Below are 16,533 nucleotides of genomic sequence, written 5' to 3'. Positions count from 1 at the left end.
ACTAGATGTTTCTTAATTTTTAATTATAGTTTACATTTAGTACTTGTTACCTGATACCTGTTCCCTGTTACATATAAAATCAAAACAACTGTGAACTGTGCCTTGTGAACTATGAACTGAAAAATGCTTCGCATTTTATTACAAGTGTGAAAAAAGTTTGTAATAAGAGTATAATAAAGGTATGATAAAAAACTAGAGATAAATAGATATTAAAATAAATTAGGAGTAGTATTATGATTCAGCTTTTAGGAATTAAGAAAAATACAAAGGTGGAAATAAGAGAAAAGTTAGCTTTGTCTCCTAAAAGGAGAGAGGAATATACAAAAAAATTAATACAATATTTTGATGAAGTTGTTATATTAAGTACTTGTAATAGAACAGAAATTTATTTTAATGGTTCTTTAAGTGATGAAGAAGGATTAAAAAAGATTTTTGAAATATTAAAATGGGATATAAACTTAAAAGAATATTGTTTTTATTTAAAAGAAAAAGAAACTGTAAGGCATTTAATGGAAGTAGTCTGTGGATTTCACTCTAAAATATTAGGAGAAGATCAAATACTTGGACAAATAAAAGATTCATATCAATTAGCTCTTGAAATTAAGGCAGTTAAACATGATCTTCAAAGACTATTTCAAGAAGCAATTACATGTGGTAAAAGATTTAGAACAGAAGGAAGATTTTATGAAATACCAATATCTTCTGCATCTATTTCAATAAATGAAGCAATTCAAAAAGGTTCAAAAAGAATTATGGTAATAGGATATGGTGAAGTTGGAAAGTTAGTAGTGAAGTATGCTATTTCTAGTCATATAGAAGAAATTAATTTAGTAGTTAGGCAAGTTGAAAAAGTTGACTATATGGATGATGATAGAATTAAAATAATGAATTATGAAGATGGAAGAAATATAATTAATAATATGGATTGTGTGATTTCTTGTACTTCAGCCCCACACTTAATTATAGAAAAAAAACATATTGAAAGTAATGGAAATAAGCTAGTGATTTTTGATTTAGCTCTTCCAAGAGATGTAGATAGTAGTATTAAGGATTTTAAAAGGGTGGAACTTTATGATATTGATGACATTAGTTTAATTGATGATGAAAATAAAAAATTAAGAAAAGATAAAATGATAAAATTTAAGTATGTAATAAGTCAATATATAGAGCGTTTCTCTAATTGGAAAGATACAAGAGACATATCAAATATTATAAGAAATATGAAAACCGATAGTATTAAAGTTATCGAAGAAAGAGAAGTTACATTAAAAAATAAATGCATAGATAAAAAAGATATAGAAATTGCACAAAAGCTTATAAAAAGTACATCAGACTATTACGTTAATAAAGCTATTGAAGTTTTAAAAGAAGAAAAATTAAAGGGGCAGGAAGAAGAATGTATGAGGATATTAGAGAAGATATTTCTAAAGAAGATTTAAACTACACTTATCTGTCTATAATGTCAAATAAGTTAAGTGTTGGTATAGTTGGTGGAGGGAAGGCTAGCTATGTAAAATGCAAGAGATTTCTAGAGAATGGATGTAAGGTTGAAGTTTTATCTTTGGATTTTATAGATGAATTTTATGATTTAAAAAATATCAAACTTATAAAGGGAGCTTATAATAAGAAATTTATAAAAGATAAGCATTTAGTAATAATAGCTACAAATGATGAAAATATAAATCTTGAGATAAAAAAGGACTGTGAGGATGAGTTTAAAATATACATATTTGCTTCTGATTATATAAAAGGAATGGCTGTGGCACCAATGCAGAGGCAATTAAAAAATATAACTTTTGCATTGAACACTAAGAATGGAAATCCAAAAGGAGCAATAATGTTATCCAATAAAGTTTTTGATATACTAAATAATTATGATGATTTTATTGAATATTCATCAAAGATTAGAGACAAGGCTAAGTTCATTGAAAAAAATAAAAAAGAAATTATAAACTTCGTATGTAGTGAAGATTTTAAATATATATATATAAAGAGAAAAGATAAATTAGTATTAGAACTATTTTTTGGAAAAGAGATTGTAAAAAAAATATATAAAGATTTATAGGAGAAGTTTTATGGAGTTAATTATTGCAACTAGAAAAAGTAAGTTAGCCCAAATTCAAGCAGATAAAATAATTAAGCTTATAAAGGATAAATATAATATAGATTCTAAAAAATTATTAATAGTTACAGAAGGAGATAAAAGGCTAGATGTAACTCTTGACAAAATAGGTGGTAAAGGACTATTTGTTAAGGAAATAGAATATGCACTTTTAAATAAAGAAGCACATGGAGCTGTGCATAGTATGAAAGATGTACCATTTGAATTACCACAGGATTTCGAATTAGCAGCAATTCCTGAAAGAGAAGATATAAGAGATGTGTTTGTGTCAAGCAATAATATTTCTTTTAAGGATTTAAAAGAAGGTGCAGTTATAGGAACAAGTAGTATAAGAAGAGCAGCTATGATAAAGGAAATTAGAAAAGATTTAAAGATAGTTCCAATTAGAGGGAATGTTCAAACTAGATTAGAAAAGATGAAAAATGAAAGAATGGATGGAATAATTTTAGCAGCTGCTGGATTAAAAAGATTAAATTTAGAAAATATAATAACAGATTATTTTGATCCGAAGATATTTTTACCAGCAATAGGGCAAGGTGCATTAGGAATAGAGGTATTGAAAAATGGTGAGTATAACGAGTACTTACGCAATCTAGATAATAAAGAAGTTAGGACTGCAGTAGAAGCAGAACGAAGTTTTATGAGAAGATTAAATGGTGATTGTCATAGTGTTATTGGTGTTTATTCAGAAATAACAGATAATGATTTATATATGATAGGAACCTTTAATGTAAATGGAAAGATGATAAAGAAAGATATACTTGGAAATAAAAATGAAAATATAGAACTAGGATTTAAATTGGCTGAAAAGATTTTGAAAGGATAATAAAAATGAGTAAAGTTTATATAATAGGTACTGGACCAGGAGATGAAGAGTTATTAACATTAAAGGCAGTAGAAGCATTAAAAAGATGTACTGCTGTTTTATATGATAGATTAGTTTCAAATAATATATTAAATTATTTAAAAGAAGATTGTAAAATATATTATTGTGGAAAAGAACCAGGATGTCATTATAGAACTCAAGAAGAAATAAATGAAATTTTAATAAAACTTGCTAGGGAAGGGCATACTGTTGGGAGAATTAAGGGGGGAGATCCTTATGTTTTTGGCCGAGGAGGAGAAGAAGTACTTTCTATAATTGAAGAGGGAATAGATTTTGAAGTAGTTCCAGGCATAACTTCTCCAATATCAGTATTGAACTATGCAGGTATTCCAATAACACAAAGAGGAATGGCTCAAAGTTTTCATATAATAACAGGTATGACTGCAGGAACATTAAATATAAATTGGGAAGCAATATCTAAAGAAAAAGGCACATTAGTTTTTATGATGGGATTAAGTAATCTTAGCATAATAAAAGAAAACTTAATAATGAATGGAAAAGACAAAGATACTAAAGTCGCAGTAATAATGAGAGGAACGTCATCAAAGCAAAAAAAGTAATTGGAACTTTAGAAGATATAGAAGAAAAAGTTTTAAAGGCTAAGCTTAAATCTCCATGTATAATTGTTATGGGAGATGTTGTTGAATTAAGCGATAAGTTAAATTGGTATGAGAAAAAGCCGCTTTTTGGACTTAATATATGTGTAACAAGATCAAGAGAACAGTCTTCTAATTTAAAGAAGAAACTTAGGGATTTAGGAGCAGAAGTAACGGAAATAAATTCTATAAAAATACAACAAACTAAAGAAAATTTAAATTTTGTTAAGGATAAATTAGGTGAATATAATCACATAATACTTACTTCAGTAAATGGGGTTAATATATTCTTTGATTACATAATAGAAAATAAAATTGATATAAGAACTATAAAAGCTAAGTTTTCTGTTGTTGGTAAGGCTACTAAAAGAGCCTTAGAAGAAAGAGGAATTCAAAGCTTTATAATGGGAAGAGAATTTGTTGGAGAGGGACTTTTTAAAGAATTAGCCCCCTATTTAGTTAAAGGAGAAAAAGTATTAATACCATGCTCTTCTTTAAGTAGGGAATATTTAAAGGAAGAAATTGAAAAACTAGGTTTATATGTAGATAAAGTTCATACATATAATACAATTTGTGGTGAAGTAAAAAATAAAAAGGTATTTGAAGAGGTAGATTTCATATTATATACAAGTCCAAGTACTGTAAATAATATGATAGATATCTTTAGTATAGATGATATAAAATCAAAGTTTAATATTGCAATTGGTCCTCAAACATATAAAGCTTTAAAAGAAAATTTAATACAGGAAGCACATATGTGTAAAAAACATTCAGAAGATGGATTCTTAGATGAAATAATAGAGATATATAATAGGTTTAAGGAAAGCAAAGGTGAATAATATGATTAAAAGAGGAAGACGATTAAGAATAAATTCAGCAATAAGAGATTTAGTTAGAGAAAATCAATTAAATACTAATGATTTCATATTTCCTATCTTTGTTGTTGAAGGAGAAAATATAAAAGAAGAAATAAATTCTATGGAAGGCAATTATCATTGGTCAATAGATAGATTACATGAAATAATAGAAGAAGTTGAAAGTCTTAATATAAAGGGTGTAATTTTGTTTGGATTACCAAAGCATAAAGATGAATGTGGATCAGAGAGTTTTAATAATGATGGAATAGTACAAAAGGCTGTAAAGAAAATAAAAGAACTCTCAAATAATTTATATATAATTACAGATGTTTGCATGTGTCAATACACAAGTCATGGACACTGTGGAATATTGGATGAATTAAATATTGATAATGACAAAACATTAGAAATACTAGGTAAAATAGCACTATCTCATGCAAGGGCTGGAGCTCATATGGTTGCACCTTCAGATATGATGGATGGAAGAGTTGCATATATAAGAAATATATTAGATGAAAATAAATATGAGAATGTTGCAATAATGAGTTATTCAGCAAAATATTCATCATATTTTTATGGACCATTTAGAGAAGCTGCTCATTCTGCACCTCAATTTGGAGATAGAAAAACTTATCAAATGGATCCTGCTAATTCAGAAGAAGCTTTAAGAGAAATTGAATGGGATATAAATGAGGGTGCAGATATAATAATGGTAAAACCGGCACTATCATATTTAGATATTATAAGAAGAGCAAAAGATAAAATTAATGTGCCTATTTGTGCTTATAATGTTAGTGGTGAATATGCAATGGTAAAAGCTGGTGCTAAAATGGGCCTTATAGATGAAAAAGGAATAGTTCTAGAAATGCTTCTTTCAATGAAAAGAGCAGGAGCAGATTTTATAATAACATATCATGCATTAGAAGCAGCTAAATGGCTAAAGGAGAATTAAATTATGAAAAATCAAGTTATATTTCATGAGTCTAAAAAATATATGCCAGGAGGAGTAAATTCTCCAGTAAGATCATATAAAAGTACAGGATTAACTCCGCCCATTATAAAAAGCGGAAAAGGGGCAATAATATTAGATGAAGAAGGTAATGAGTATATAGATTTTGTATTAGCTTGGGGACCAATGATTTTAGGACATTGTGATAACGAGGTAGTAAAATGTATTAAAGAAGTTTCTGAAAGCTCAATAGCTTTTGGTGCACCGACAGAGTTAGAACTTATAATGTCTAAATTTTTATGTAAAAATTTAAAAAATATAGATATGATAAGAATGGTGAACTCAGGTACAGAAGCAACTATGAGTGCTATAAAGCTTGCAAGGGGATATACAAAGAAAAATAAAATAATAAAATTTGCAGGGTGTTATCACGGGCACTTTGATGGATTTTTAATTGAGGCAGGTTCAGGAGTGTTAACAAATGGAATCCCTGGATCATTAGGAGTGCCGGAAGATAGTATAAAAAACACACTTATAGCAACATATAATGATAAGGAAAGTATTAAAGATTTATTCAAAAAATATGGAGAAGATATTGCAGGTGTTATAATAGAGCCAGTTGCAGGGAATATGGGAGTTGTAAAAGCGGAAGAAGACTTTATGAACTTTATTAGAGAACTTTGTGACCAATATGGATCTTTATTGATTTTTGATGAAGTTATGAGTGGATTTAGAGTAGCTTTCGAAGGAGCACAAAAATTATTTAATGCGAAGCCAGATTTAGTGACTTATGCAAAAATAATAGGGGGAGGACTTCCTTGTGGTGCATATGGTGGAAGAAAAGAAATAATGGAATGTTTATCTCCAGTTGGAGAGGTTTATCAGGCTGGAACTATGTCAGGAAATCCAATTGTAATGGCAGCAGGAATCGCAACTTTAAATAAATTAAAAAGAAATAAAGAAGAATATTATGATAAAATAAATCAGCTTGGAAAGATGTTAGAAGATGGTGTATTAGATATTGCAAAAGAAAAAAATATTCCATTAATAGTTAATAGGTGTGGAGGAATGTTTACCTTATTTTTTACAGAATCAAAGGAAGTTAAAAAATATAGTGATGTTAAAACTTGTGATGAAGAAATTTTTAAAAAATACTTTAAGCACATGTTGTTAAATGGGATTAATATACCACCATCACAATATGAATCTTTATTTTTAAGTGTTGCTCATACTGAAGAACATATAAATAAGTTTTTAAAGGTATTTAAAAATTTTAATATAGAATAGAGAGGTGCATATGTCTAAAGCAATAATTATTGTTTCTTTTGGAACAGCCAATTTAGAAGGTATTAATGAGTTAGAAAACTTTGAAAAAGAAATAAGAGAAAGTGTAAAAGAAAAGTATCATGTTTGTAAGGCTTTTACTTCAAGTGTATTATCCAATATGTTATTTAATAAATATGGAAAAGTAGTCCCTAGATTAGAGCAAGTTTTATTTAATTTAAGTAATGATAGGTATAAAGAAGTATATATACAACCACTTCATGTAATTGAAGGAAGTGAGTACTCTAGTATAGAAAAAACCGTAAAAGAATACGATTATTCTTTTTCAAAAATAATTTTAGGAAAAGTTCTTATGAGTGATAAAGAAGAAGAATTAATAGAGTCCTGTAACTTAATTGCTAAATCGATGGAAAGTGATTTACCAAAAGAGGATAACATAGTATTAGTTGGTCATGGATCTAAAACAATAAGTACAGAAGCTTATAATAAATTAAAAACGGTATTTATAGAAAATCAATACAAAAATATTTATATTGGAACATTAGAAGGAGACATAAGAAAAGAAGATGTTACAAGATATTTATTAGAAGATAAAATTGATGAAATAACATTAGCTCCAATACTAATGCTTCCTGGAAATCATATAGAAAAAGATATTTTTGGAGAAAATAATTCATGGAAAACTTTTATAAAAGATCATGGTATAAAAGTTAAAGTTACTAGAAAATCACTTTTAGAATATGAGGAAATAAGAAAATATTATATAAATAAGATAAAAAAAGAATTTAAATAAAAATTAAACATAAACAAGGATAAAACAAAGTTTTCATTGCAAAACTTTGTTTTTCATTGTAAAATGTGTTAGTAAAAAATGAAATTTATTTATATTAATAATTGTTAAAAAAGTAACTATAATATGGGGGATATCATGTACAGTAAAGAAATTCATAATTTAGCCCACTCAGCAGAAGTTAAAAGTAACTTACTAAGGAGAAGTACGGGGAGATACTTAGTTAGTGCAATGATTGGAAGTTTATTTGTAAGTTTAGGAATTATGCTTATTTACACTATAGGTGGAATAATGCATCATAATGGAATAGAAACTTATAAGATTTTAATGGGAGCATCCTTTGGTGTGGCTCTTAGTTTAGTATTAATGGCAGGCGGAGATTTATTTACAAGTAATGCTATGATAATGACTATGGGAGCTTTAGAAAAAACAGTAACTTGGGTTGATGCTATAAAAATATGGTTTGCAAGTTGGATTGGAAATATTTTAGGTGGAATTCTTGGAGCAATATTATTTGTACAAGCTGGTTTAACTAGTGGAAAAAGTGAATATATTGGAGAATTTATTGTAAATAATGCTTATTCTAAAATAAGTACGCCAGCAGGACAACTTATATTAAAAGGAATTTTATGTAATATATTAGTTTGTTTAGCAGTTTGGATGTGTTATAAGTTAAAAGAAGAAACTGCTAAAATATTAATGATATTTTGGTGCTTATTTACATTTATAACAGCAGGATTTGAACACAGTGTAGCAAATATGGGATTTCTCGCTATGGGATACTTAATAGATCCATCAACAATAACCATAGGTGGATATGCGTATAATATTATTCTAGTATCTATCGGAAACTTTATTGGAGGAATATTATTTTTAGCTTTACCATATTATTATATTACCAGCGGACATAAAGAGGAAGTTTAAAATTTTTATTACATATAGGGTGGATAAATATCCATCCTTAAGTTTTCTAGTGGACATATGTAAGTTTGCGTTGACTTGGGCGAAGTGAGGTCATAAGCAAATTTACATATGTCCAATTTTTTTAGTTCCTAAGTTATGAATGTAAGTTTATATAAATTAGATCTTATATAAATTTTAGGAATTTGTTAGAAATCTGATAGGTTAATTTTATATATTTATATTATTATAAATATATATGAATAAATGTTATAATTTAAATATAAAAAAATAGAAGAAGGGGTATTTTATATAAAATATGAAGGATGGATTTATGAGTAAATACAATGTTTTGGTTGTGGATGACGAAAAAGAAATAACTGATGCAATAGAGATATATTTAAAAAATGAAGATATAAATGTTATAAAAGCATATGATGGAGTAGAAGCTCTTAACATAATAGAAAAAGAAGATATACATCTTGTAATAATGGATTTAATGATGCCTAAAATGGATGGAATGCGAGCAACTATGAATATAAGGAAAGAAAAAAATATTCCTATAATAATTTTATCAGCAAAATCACAGGATATTGATAAAATATTGGGATTAAACATAGGGCTGATGATTATATAACAAAACCATTTAATCCATTAGAACTTATAGCAAGAGTAAAATCACAACTTAGAAGGTATGTAGATCTTGGAAATTATATAAAAGAACAAAATGAAGATGTATTAACTTATGGAATAATTAAATTGGATAAAAATAGAAAATATTTTGAGGTAGACGGAAAAGAAATTAAAATAACTAGAACAGAGTATAAGATCTTAGAACTTCTTTTAAGTAATCCAGGAAGAGTTTTTTCTTCAGCAGAAATATATGAACGTGTATGGGAGGAACCCTGCTTTAGTACGGATACAGTTATGGTTCATGTTAGGAGAATAAGAGAAAAGATAGAAATAGATCCTAAGAATCCAAGATATTTAAAAGTAGTATGGGGAGTTGGATATAAGTTTGAAAAATAGATATTTATTAATAAGTAATAAAGGTCTTATAAAACACTTAAGTATTTTTTTTATAACAATAGTAATTTTAATTATTGTGTATTTAATTCCTAACTATAAATTTTAACCTTAATAATTTTAACACTAATATTTTTAAACATATCAATGCTATTAAAACTTATAAGTAACAATTTCGAAACAACAATGATTTGGAAAGGAATAGAAAGTTGGCTAGAAGAATTTGAAAAAGAAAATGATTTGAATTCTTTTAGTAATAAAGAGATATTTAACAAAGAAGACTTAAATATGAATATAAGAAAAAGGTATTTAGATTTATTATTAAAGGTTAATAAAATAGCTAAAAGTCTAAAGAAATCTGCAATTAACACAAAAAGAAATGAAAACGTAAATCTTCAACTTATAGATAATTTAACTAAAAAATTAAATAAGCCTTTAGAAGATATATTGATTAATATAGAAAAATTAAAAAGTGAAAATAATGATAAAGAAATAATAGAGTTGTTGAAAAATAAATCTAATAACTTAAAAAAGTTAATTGAAGAATTATTTGAAGCATCAAAGACAGCCACAGGAGATATGACTTTAGAAATAAATGAAATTGAAATAGTTGAATTTTTAAAGCAAGCCATAATTGAATTTGAAGATAAAATAAATAAAAGCACAATATCTTTCAGACCAAGTTTCCCAAAGAAAGATATAGTAATTTATTGTAGTGGAGAAAAACTATGGAGAGTATTTGATATATTATTTGAAAATGCACTAAAACATTCTTTAGAAAATAGTAGAGTTTATATAGATGTAAGATGCAGTGATAATAAGATACATATATGTATAAAAAATACTTCGAAAAAAGAGTTAAATATAGAGCCTAAGGATTTGATATATATAATAAATAATAATAAAGAAGAAAATGTATCAGGACTAGGCTTGGAAATTGCTAAGAATTTAGTTCTTCTTCAAAAAGGAAGTTTTAATATAAGTATAGATGGAGACTTATTTAAAGTAGAAATATCTTTTAATATTAACTGTGTTCAAGAATCATGTTTAGAAGAGGAGTAATCCAATGATATTAGATAAAGTTTTATATAAAATTAATAAAATTAGATGGATTAAAGATGAAGAAATAAGAAAGTTAAAAGATATAAATGAAAAAGTATTTATGGAAACTATAATTGGAAAAATATTAGTGCTTATGAATTATTTTGTTATAAGAAAATTAGTTAACACTACTGGAGAAGAATTTTTGCCTAATTATAATAGCGAAGGTCCAAAGTATATTGTATTACTTACGTGGATAGTATTTGCTATAATTGTAGCAATATCAGTATTTCAGATAGTATTAAAAAGCAGAATTTATAAAGATGATGATATTAAAACATATGAAAGAAATTTTTATAGAGTAAAATTATTTGATAAATTCATGAAGCTTTTAATAATAGCAATATTTTATATAACTTTATATCAAGGCTTTTTTCAATTTACTATGTTTGGAGTTGATATAAAAGAAACTATACTTTGGTGGATAGTTATATTAAATATATTAGTATTTATCTATCTTGGAATAAGCGTGTTTAAAAATTATTTGATAATGGAAACATTAAACTTAACATTAGATAAAACAATTGAAAGTTTAGAAAGTGGCAATTTTGATGATGTCTATAAAATATTAAACGAAAATAAAAATCGCTATGCTTTGCTTAATGGGATAGAATTCAACATTATGAATAGAGCTATAAATGAGCTTATTTCAACCTCCCAAGTGGTTGAAAATTATGAAGCTATATCAAATATAAAGAAGGTTGAACTAATAACTAATGTATCTCATGATCTAAGAACACCCTTAACATCTATAATAAATTATGTTGACTTTTTAAGTAAAGGAAAGTTCACTGAAAGTAATAAAAATGATTATATAGATATATTAGAAAGAAAAGCAAAAAGAATAAAAATTTTAATAAATGATTTAAAAGAATCAATAATGGCTAATTCCAATGGTATTATTTTGGATATTAAAGAAATTGATATAAAAGAAGTACTAAATCAAGCATTAATTGAAGTAAATGATAAAATTAATGAATCAAAGCTAAAGTTTACTTTTAAAATATTTTCAGAAGGAAAAGAAGTGGAAAATACTGAGGCTTTTAAAGCTTTCATATATGCGGATTATAATAAAACTCTTAGAATATATCAAAATATAATATCAAATATACTTAAATATTCTTTAATGGATTCAGAAGTATTTATAATACTAGAATATGATAATAGAAAAATAAACAAAATAAGTAACATGACATTTATAAACGAAACAAAAGAAAAAATAATATTTAACGAGAGTGAGCTTATTGAAAGATTTAAAAGAGGAGATGAATCTAGAAATACAGAGGGTACAGGACTAGGCTTGGATATAGCAAAAGGTTTGACAGAAGCACAAAATGGAGAGTTTAAAATAGAAATAAGAGATAAAAAGTTTATTGTAAATGTATCAATTTAATTAAATAATAAATTTATTATAGTAAATTTAAAAGACAACAAAAAAACTCCCGTGGGAGTTTTTTATTTAAACTATTTATAGTACTGTTAAGTAATGTACATAAATAATTATTAATTCATTTTTAATCACTAATTTGATAATGACAAGATTATATTAAACTAAATAAGTCCAACCTTCTGGTCCTTCAATATCACCAAATTGGATACCACAAAGGATTCTGTAAAGTTCTTTTGTAACAGGGCCAACTTCAGTTTCACTATGAAAAACATGAAGTTTATCTTTATATTCTATTCCTCCTATTGGAGTTATAACAGCAGCAGTACCACAGGCACCGGCTTCTTTAAATTCATCTATATTATCTATATAAACATCTCTTTCATAAACAGGCATTTTTAAATAATCCCTAGCTATATCCATAAGAGAATACTTAGTTATACTAGGCAAAATTGATGGAGATTTTGGTGTGATAAATTCATTATTCTTTGTTATTCCAAAGAAATTAGCAGCACCAACTTCTTCAATTTTTTTATGAGTTGAAGGATCTAAATATATACAGTCCGCAAAACCTCTATCAACAGCTATTCTGTGTGGATGTAGTGAAGCGGCATAATTTCCACCAACCTTTTGTCCACCAGTACCATAAGGAGCTGCTCTATCATAATCTGCTATCATAAAGTTACATGGTGTTAGACCGTCTTTAAAGTAAGGCCCTACAGGTACAGCAAAAACTGAGAAAATATATTCTGGTGCAGGTTTTACCCCTATATTATCTCCCACCCCTATAATAAAAGGTCTTAAATATAATGTAGCACCAGTTCCATAAGGTGGTACATAATGCTCATTAGCCTTAACAACTTGCATGCAAGCATCTATAAATTTATCTACTGGCACTTCAGGCATAAGTAACTTTGCAGTACTTTCATTCATTCTATGTGCATTTCTATCAACCCTGAACAATTGAATTTTTCCATCTTTTCTTCGATATGCTTTTAAACCTTCAAAACATTGTTGACCATAGTGTAAAGCGGTAGATGCTTCACTTATGTTTAACATATTATCTTCTGTTAGCCTACCTTCATCCCATTGCCCATCTTTCCAAACTGAAATATATCTATAATCAGTTTTAATATAGTTAAAACCAAGATTACCCCAATTGATCTTAACATCTTTATTCATATTTCATTACCTCCTTGTGTTTTATATTATTCTAATTGTATCACTATTGAATATATTAATAAACTTTTAATTATTTAATAGATACATAAAAAGGATTTCATATTGAATTATTAGAAAAAAAAGGGTATATTTAAATTATTAGGATGGTAAAAGTTAAATATTACTAAATATACTTTACATATTTTTAATAATGTTAGTAAATTTAGGTTTAATATTAAAGGTAAGATATTTAAATGTAAGAGAGGACGTGTAGTAAATGCAAAAAGAAATTATTTCAACAAGTAAGGCACCAGCAGCAATAGGCCCATACTCACAAGGAATAAAAGTAGGAGATATGGTGTTTACATCAGGACAACTTCCAGTAAATTCATCAACAGGAGAATTAGTAACTGAAATAAAAGAGGCTACTAAACAATCATTAGAAAATGTAAAGGCTGTTTTAGAACAAGCTGGAAGTGGCTTAGATAAAGTGGTTAAGGTAGTAGTTTTCATAAAAGATATGAATGATTTTGGACCAATGAATGAAGTTTATGCAGAATATTTCAAAGAAAACCCTCCAGCAAGAAGTTGCGTTGAAGTTGCAAGATTACCTAAAGATGCACCTATAGAAATAGAAGCAATAGCTACTATAGTATAAATTGCAAAATAATTTATAAGTAACAAGTTAAGAGTGAAAAAGTGAAAGAATTAAGGAGTGGAAAATTATTAATAAAAATCTTTAAGGGATTTTTAAATTTTTCATTCCTTTTACTTTTCACTATTTATTATAATTTATTTCGGTAAGATTGTTCCAATATCTCTTTGGCATCATTCTTTTTTGAAGTTTTGGATTAATTCTCTCTTCAATTGTTGTTGATTTAAAATAGCCTTTCCATAAACTTTGAAAATCATCATTATAATCTTTTAAGTTATTATATACTTCTAAATCCATTTCTCTAATTTCCCAGGAAATTTTGTCGTATATTGAAGCAATACCTCTTTTTACATCATGTATTATCCAATATTCGTTACTAAAACGATTTTGAAAATGTGGAGAAATAATTTCTAATATATTATTATCAGGCTCTATTGAAGAATACAAAAAGTTGTTGTTAACAGAAATAAATCTTACAAAACCATTGAATCTATGAGCTTCTAAAGAAACACGCCTTTCAATATTATCAATTTCTTTTACCTCATCTAAATGTAAGTATTTATGAACATCACTACCTAATTTAAATGCAATTTTCAGATATTTATAACATAAGGTTCCTTTGTTTTTATAATTAGATAAATATAATTTATAAATTTTATTTAGAGCTAAGGGATCAATTTTTATAACAATAGAATCTTTAACCTTATTATATTTATTTAAATCTGTATCAATATACTTAATTTCAGATAAAAGATTTATTTCTAATTCTTCTTCAGTTGAAATTGATTCTATTGAGGTTTTAGAATAAAAAGCATAATAAATTGCAGTTAAAAAGCCTTCAAATGAATCTTCATACACTAATTTTAACAAAATAAATCACCTTCCTTAAAATTCTCCAGTAAGCGAAGTGATAGTATCATTTGGAAGAAGTATTTTCTTTGGTTCTGGTAATAAAATACTATTAGAAACTTTAGGATAAATGTCATCAAAAAAAGAAATTTGTTCTGAATTTTCATTTTCAAGTTTTGGTTTATCCATATAAAGTAATCTAGTTCTTATCTTTTCTTCATCAAAGGATACATCTCCATAATACTTTCCTTTACAAGTTATAAAATATTTAGCTCTTTTTAGTACTATTCCAAGTTTTCTTAAATCTTCAAAATTTAATGAATGAACTCTTCTTGTAATTAATATTCTTCTAGCAGATTTTACTCCAATTCCAGGAATTCTAAGAAGGGTATCATAAGATGCTTTATTAACTTCAATTGGAAAAAGATCGATATTACTTAAAGCCCAAGAGGTTTTAGGATCAAAGTTTAAATCAAAGTTATCACTTTCATCTTTTAATAATTCATTAGCTTTAAAACCATAAAATCTTAATAACCAATCTGCTTGATATAATCTATGCTCACGAACTAATGGTGGATGAGTAATGTCAGGAAGTAATTTATCATTCCTTATTACAGGAACATAAGCAGAATAATAAACTCTTTTTAAATCAAAATGATTATATAACTTCTCGGATAAATTTAAGATTTTATAATCGCTTTCAGGAGTTGCACCAACTATTAGCTGAGTACTTTGTCCTCCAGGAACAAATAATGGAGTGGATTTTATACTTTTCTTTAAATCTTTATGTTCTATAATGGAATTTTTAATTATGCTCATTGGAGCTAATATATTTTCTTTGGTTTTTTGTGGAGCAAGTAACTTTAAGCTAGAAGAAGAAGGAAGTTCTATATTTACACTCATTCTATCTACATATTTTCCAGCCTCATTAATTAATTTTTCATCAGCTCCAGGAATAGCTTTTAAGTGAATATATCCATTAAATTTTTCTTGAATTCTAAGCTTTTTTACTACATTAAGTAGTAGCTCCATTGTATAATTGGGGGTTTTAAAAATAGCAGAGCTTAAAAATAAACCTTCAATGTAGTTTCTTTTATAAAAATTAATTGTAAGAGATACTATTTCATCAGGTGTAAACATTGCTCTTGGGACATCTTTACTGCAAGCATTAACACAATACTTGCAATTATATATACAATGATTAGTTAAAAGTATTTTTAAAAGAGAAATACAACGACCATCTGCAGTAAAGCTATGACAAATACCGCTACTTGAAGCATTTCCTAAACCATTATTTGAATTTTTTCTTTTAGATCCAGAAGAAGAACAAGATACGTCATATTTAGCAGCCGCTGAAAGAATATTAAGCTTTTCATCTATATTCAAAATTATCACCCTTCTTAAAAGTATTTAAAATCATTATACAGAACAAATGTTCTCATTGCAATAGATCATATAAATTTTGTAAAAATAAATAATTTTATTGAATAAGTAAATTTAAAATGGGTAGTATAGAAGGTGATAAAGTTAACGGAGGTATAAATATGTTTACTATAATGGCTATAAAAATAGAACCAAGGGTAGAAATTGCCCCAACAGTTCAAGCTATTTTAACAAAGTATGGATGTATTATTCAAACAAGACTCGGATTACATGAAGCAAGTAAAACCTCTTGCTCTAATTCAGGACTTGTTATATTAAATTTAATACATGATGAAAAAGATGAAATTAATAATCTTAAAAAAGAATTAAATGACTTAGAAGGGGTAACAGCAAAGTTAATAGAAGTATAACAAATTTTAAGGTATTAACTATATTTAGTAGTCGATACCTTTTTTATATAAGTAGCTAAAACATTGATTTAAATAAAATAAATCTAATTTAAAAGATAATTAGATTTATTTTATTTATTGTAACTTATATAAATAAATATGTATTTGATAGAATATATATTACTAATTAGGTATTTT

Annotated in this window: 14 protein-coding genes and 2 pseudogenes; 13 read left to right on the top strand and 3 right to left on the bottom strand. The window is 26.7% G+C overall.

Annotation, left to right across the window (positions count from 1 at the left end; genetic code table 11):
- Positions 1-233: 233 nt before the first annotated feature.
- The 11 genes and pseudogenes from hemA to A500_RS14415 all read left to right on the top strand — a co-directional run bounded on the left by hemA (position 234) and on the right by A500_RS14415 (position 11,904).
- A complete protein-coding gene (gene hemA / locus A500_RS14465) occupies positions 234-1,439 on the top strand; it encodes a glutamyl-tRNA reductase (protein WP_016208310.1) in 1,206 nt (401 codons plus the stop codon).
- Positions 1,397-2,065, top strand: coding sequence for an NAD(P)-dependent oxidoreductase (locus A500_RS14460; RefSeq protein ID WP_016208309.1), 669 nt, complete (start codon positions 1,397-1,399; stop codon positions 2,063-2,065). Before hemA ends, A500_RS14460 begins: the two co-directional genes overlap by 43 nt.
- A gap of 10 nt (positions 2,066-2,075) precedes the next feature.
- Positions 2,076-2,948, top strand: a complete 873-nt coding sequence (gene hemC, locus A500_RS14455; RefSeq protein WP_016208308.1) for a hydroxymethylbilane synthase — start codon at positions 2,076-2,078, stop codon at positions 2,946-2,948.
- Positions 2,949-2,953: 5 nt separating this feature from the next.
- Positions 2,954-4,443: pseudogene (cobA, locus tag A500_RS14450) on the top strand (uroporphyrinogen-III C-methyltransferase).
- Position 4,444: 1 nt separating this feature from the next.
- Positions 4,445-5,413 carry a porphobilinogen synthase gene (hemB, locus tag A500_RS14445; protein WP_016208307.1) on the top strand — a complete coding sequence of 323 codons (969 nt, stop codon included), beginning with the start codon at positions 4,445-4,447 and terminating at the stop codon, positions 5,411-5,413.
- A 3-nt stretch (positions 5,414-5,416) separates the two neighbouring features.
- Complete coding sequence (gene hemL, locus A500_RS14440; RefSeq protein ID WP_016208306.1) at positions 5,417-6,697, top strand: glutamate-1-semialdehyde 2,1-aminomutase; 1,281 nt, start codon at positions 5,417-5,419, stop codon at positions 6,695-6,697.
- A gap of 10 nt (positions 6,698-6,707) precedes the next feature.
- Positions 6,708-7,487, top strand: coding sequence for a sirohydrochlorin cobaltochelatase (locus A500_RS14435; protein ID WP_016208305.1), 780 nt, complete (start codon positions 6,708-6,710; stop codon positions 7,485-7,487).
- A gap of 135 nt (positions 7,488-7,622) precedes the next feature.
- The gene (locus A500_RS14430; RefSeq protein WP_016208304.1) at positions 7,623-8,408 is read left to right on the top strand and encodes a formate/nitrite transporter family protein; all 786 of its coding nucleotides are present in this window, start codon (positions 7,623-7,625) and stop codon (positions 8,406-8,408) included.
- 310 nt (positions 8,409-8,718) lie between these two features.
- Positions 8,719-9,413, top strand: a pseudogene (locus tag A500_RS14425) (response regulator transcription factor).
- A gap of 183 nt (positions 9,414-9,596) precedes the next feature.
- Positions 9,597-10,472 (top strand): sensor histidine kinase, encoded by an 876-nt coding sequence (locus A500_RS14420; RefSeq protein WP_016208301.1) that lies wholly within the window; start codon positions 9,597-9,599, stop codon positions 10,470-10,472.
- Positions 10,473-10,476: 4 nt separating this feature from the next.
- Positions 10,477-11,904, top strand: coding sequence for a sensor histidine kinase (locus tag A500_RS14415; RefSeq protein WP_016208300.1), 1,428 nt, complete (start codon positions 10,477-10,479; stop codon positions 11,902-11,904).
- Positions 11,905-12,057: 153 nt separating this feature from the next.
- Here A500_RS14415 and A500_RS14410 read toward each other — a convergent pair whose 3' ends face one another.
- A complete protein-coding gene (locus tag A500_RS14410; protein WP_016208299.1) occupies positions 12,058-13,080 on the bottom strand; it encodes a branched-chain amino acid aminotransferase in 1,023 nt (340 codons plus the stop codon).
- A 256-nt stretch (positions 13,081-13,336) separates the two neighbouring features.
- Here A500_RS14410 and A500_RS14405 point away from each other — a divergent pair, with 256 nt between their 5' ends.
- Positions 13,337-13,717, top strand: a complete 381-nt coding sequence (locus tag A500_RS14405; RefSeq protein ID WP_016208298.1) for a RidA family protein — start codon at positions 13,337-13,339, stop codon at positions 13,715-13,717.
- A 120-nt stretch (positions 13,718-13,837) separates the two neighbouring features.
- Here the strand turns inward: A500_RS14405 and A500_RS14400 are convergent, their stop codons facing one another.
- Both A500_RS14400 and A500_RS14395 read right to left on the bottom strand, forming a co-directional pair.
- Positions 13,838-14,584 (bottom strand): TIGR03915 family putative DNA repair protein, encoded by a 747-nt coding sequence (locus A500_RS14400; protein WP_016208297.1) that lies wholly within the window; start codon positions 14,582-14,584, stop codon positions 13,838-13,840.
- Positions 14,585-14,599: 15 nt separating this feature from the next.
- Positions 14,600-15,949 (bottom strand): putative DNA modification/repair radical SAM protein, encoded by a 1,350-nt coding sequence (locus tag A500_RS14395; protein WP_016208296.1) that lies wholly within the window; start codon positions 15,947-15,949, stop codon positions 14,600-14,602.
- Positions 15,950-16,107: 158 nt separating this feature from the next.
- On the opposite strand from A500_RS14395, the gene A500_RS14390 reads away from it, so the two are divergent.
- Positions 16,108-16,356, top strand: coding sequence for a CPF_0552 family protein (locus A500_RS14390; protein ID WP_016208295.1), 249 nt, complete (start codon positions 16,108-16,110; stop codon positions 16,354-16,356).
- The last annotated feature ends 177 nt before the right edge of the window (positions 16,357-16,533 follow it).

The organism is Clostridium sartagoforme AAU1 (assembly GCF_000401215.1).
GTDB classification, from domain to species: domain Bacteria; phylum Bacillota; class Clostridia; order Clostridiales; family Clostridiaceae; genus Clostridium; species Clostridium sartagoforme.
This window is presented reverse-complemented; position numbering and strand designations above follow the sequence as displayed.

Excerpts from the sequence above, each read along its gene's own strand:
- hemL (WP_016208306.1), top strand. The coding sequence starts at position 5,417 with ATGAAAAATCAAGTTATATTTCATGAGTCTAAAAAATATATGCCAGGA.
- hemA (WP_016208310.1), top strand. The coding sequence starts at position 234 with ATGATTCAGCTTTTAGGAATTAAGAAAAATACAAAGGTGGAAATAAGA.
- A500_RS14410 (WP_016208299.1), bottom strand. The coding sequence starts at position 13,080 with ATGAATAAAGATGTTAAGATCAATTGGGGTAATCTTGGTTTTAACTAT.
- hemB (WP_016208307.1), top strand. The coding sequence starts at position 4,445 with ATGATTAAAAGAGGAAGACGATTAAGAATAAATTCAGCAATAAGAGAT.
- A500_RS14420 (WP_016208301.1), top strand. The coding sequence starts at position 9,597 with ATGATTTGGAAAGGAATAGAAAGTTGGCTAGAAGAATTTGAAAAAGAA.
- A500_RS14405 (WP_016208298.1), top strand. The coding sequence starts at position 13,337 with ATGCAAAAAGAAATTATTTCAACAAGTAAGGCACCAGCAGCAATAGGC.
- A500_RS14430 (WP_016208304.1), top strand. The coding sequence starts at position 7,623 with ATGTACAGTAAAGAAATTCATAATTTAGCCCACTCAGCAGAAGTTAAA.
- A500_RS14415 (WP_016208300.1), top strand. The coding sequence starts at position 10,477 with ATGATATTAGATAAAGTTTTATATAAAATTAATAAAATTAGATGGATT.
- A500_RS14460 (WP_016208309.1), top strand. The coding sequence starts at position 1,397 with ATGTATGAGGATATTAGAGAAGATATTTCTAAAGAAGATTTAAACTAC.
- A500_RS14390 (WP_016208295.1), top strand. The coding sequence starts at position 16,108 with ATGTTTACTATAATGGCTATAAAAATAGAACCAAGGGTAGAAATTGCC.
- hemC (WP_016208308.1), top strand. The coding sequence starts at position 2,076 with ATGGAGTTAATTATTGCAACTAGAAAAAGTAAGTTAGCCCAAATTCAA.
- A500_RS14435 (WP_016208305.1), top strand. The coding sequence starts at position 6,708 with ATGTCTAAAGCAATAATTATTGTTTCTTTTGGAACAGCCAATTTAGAA.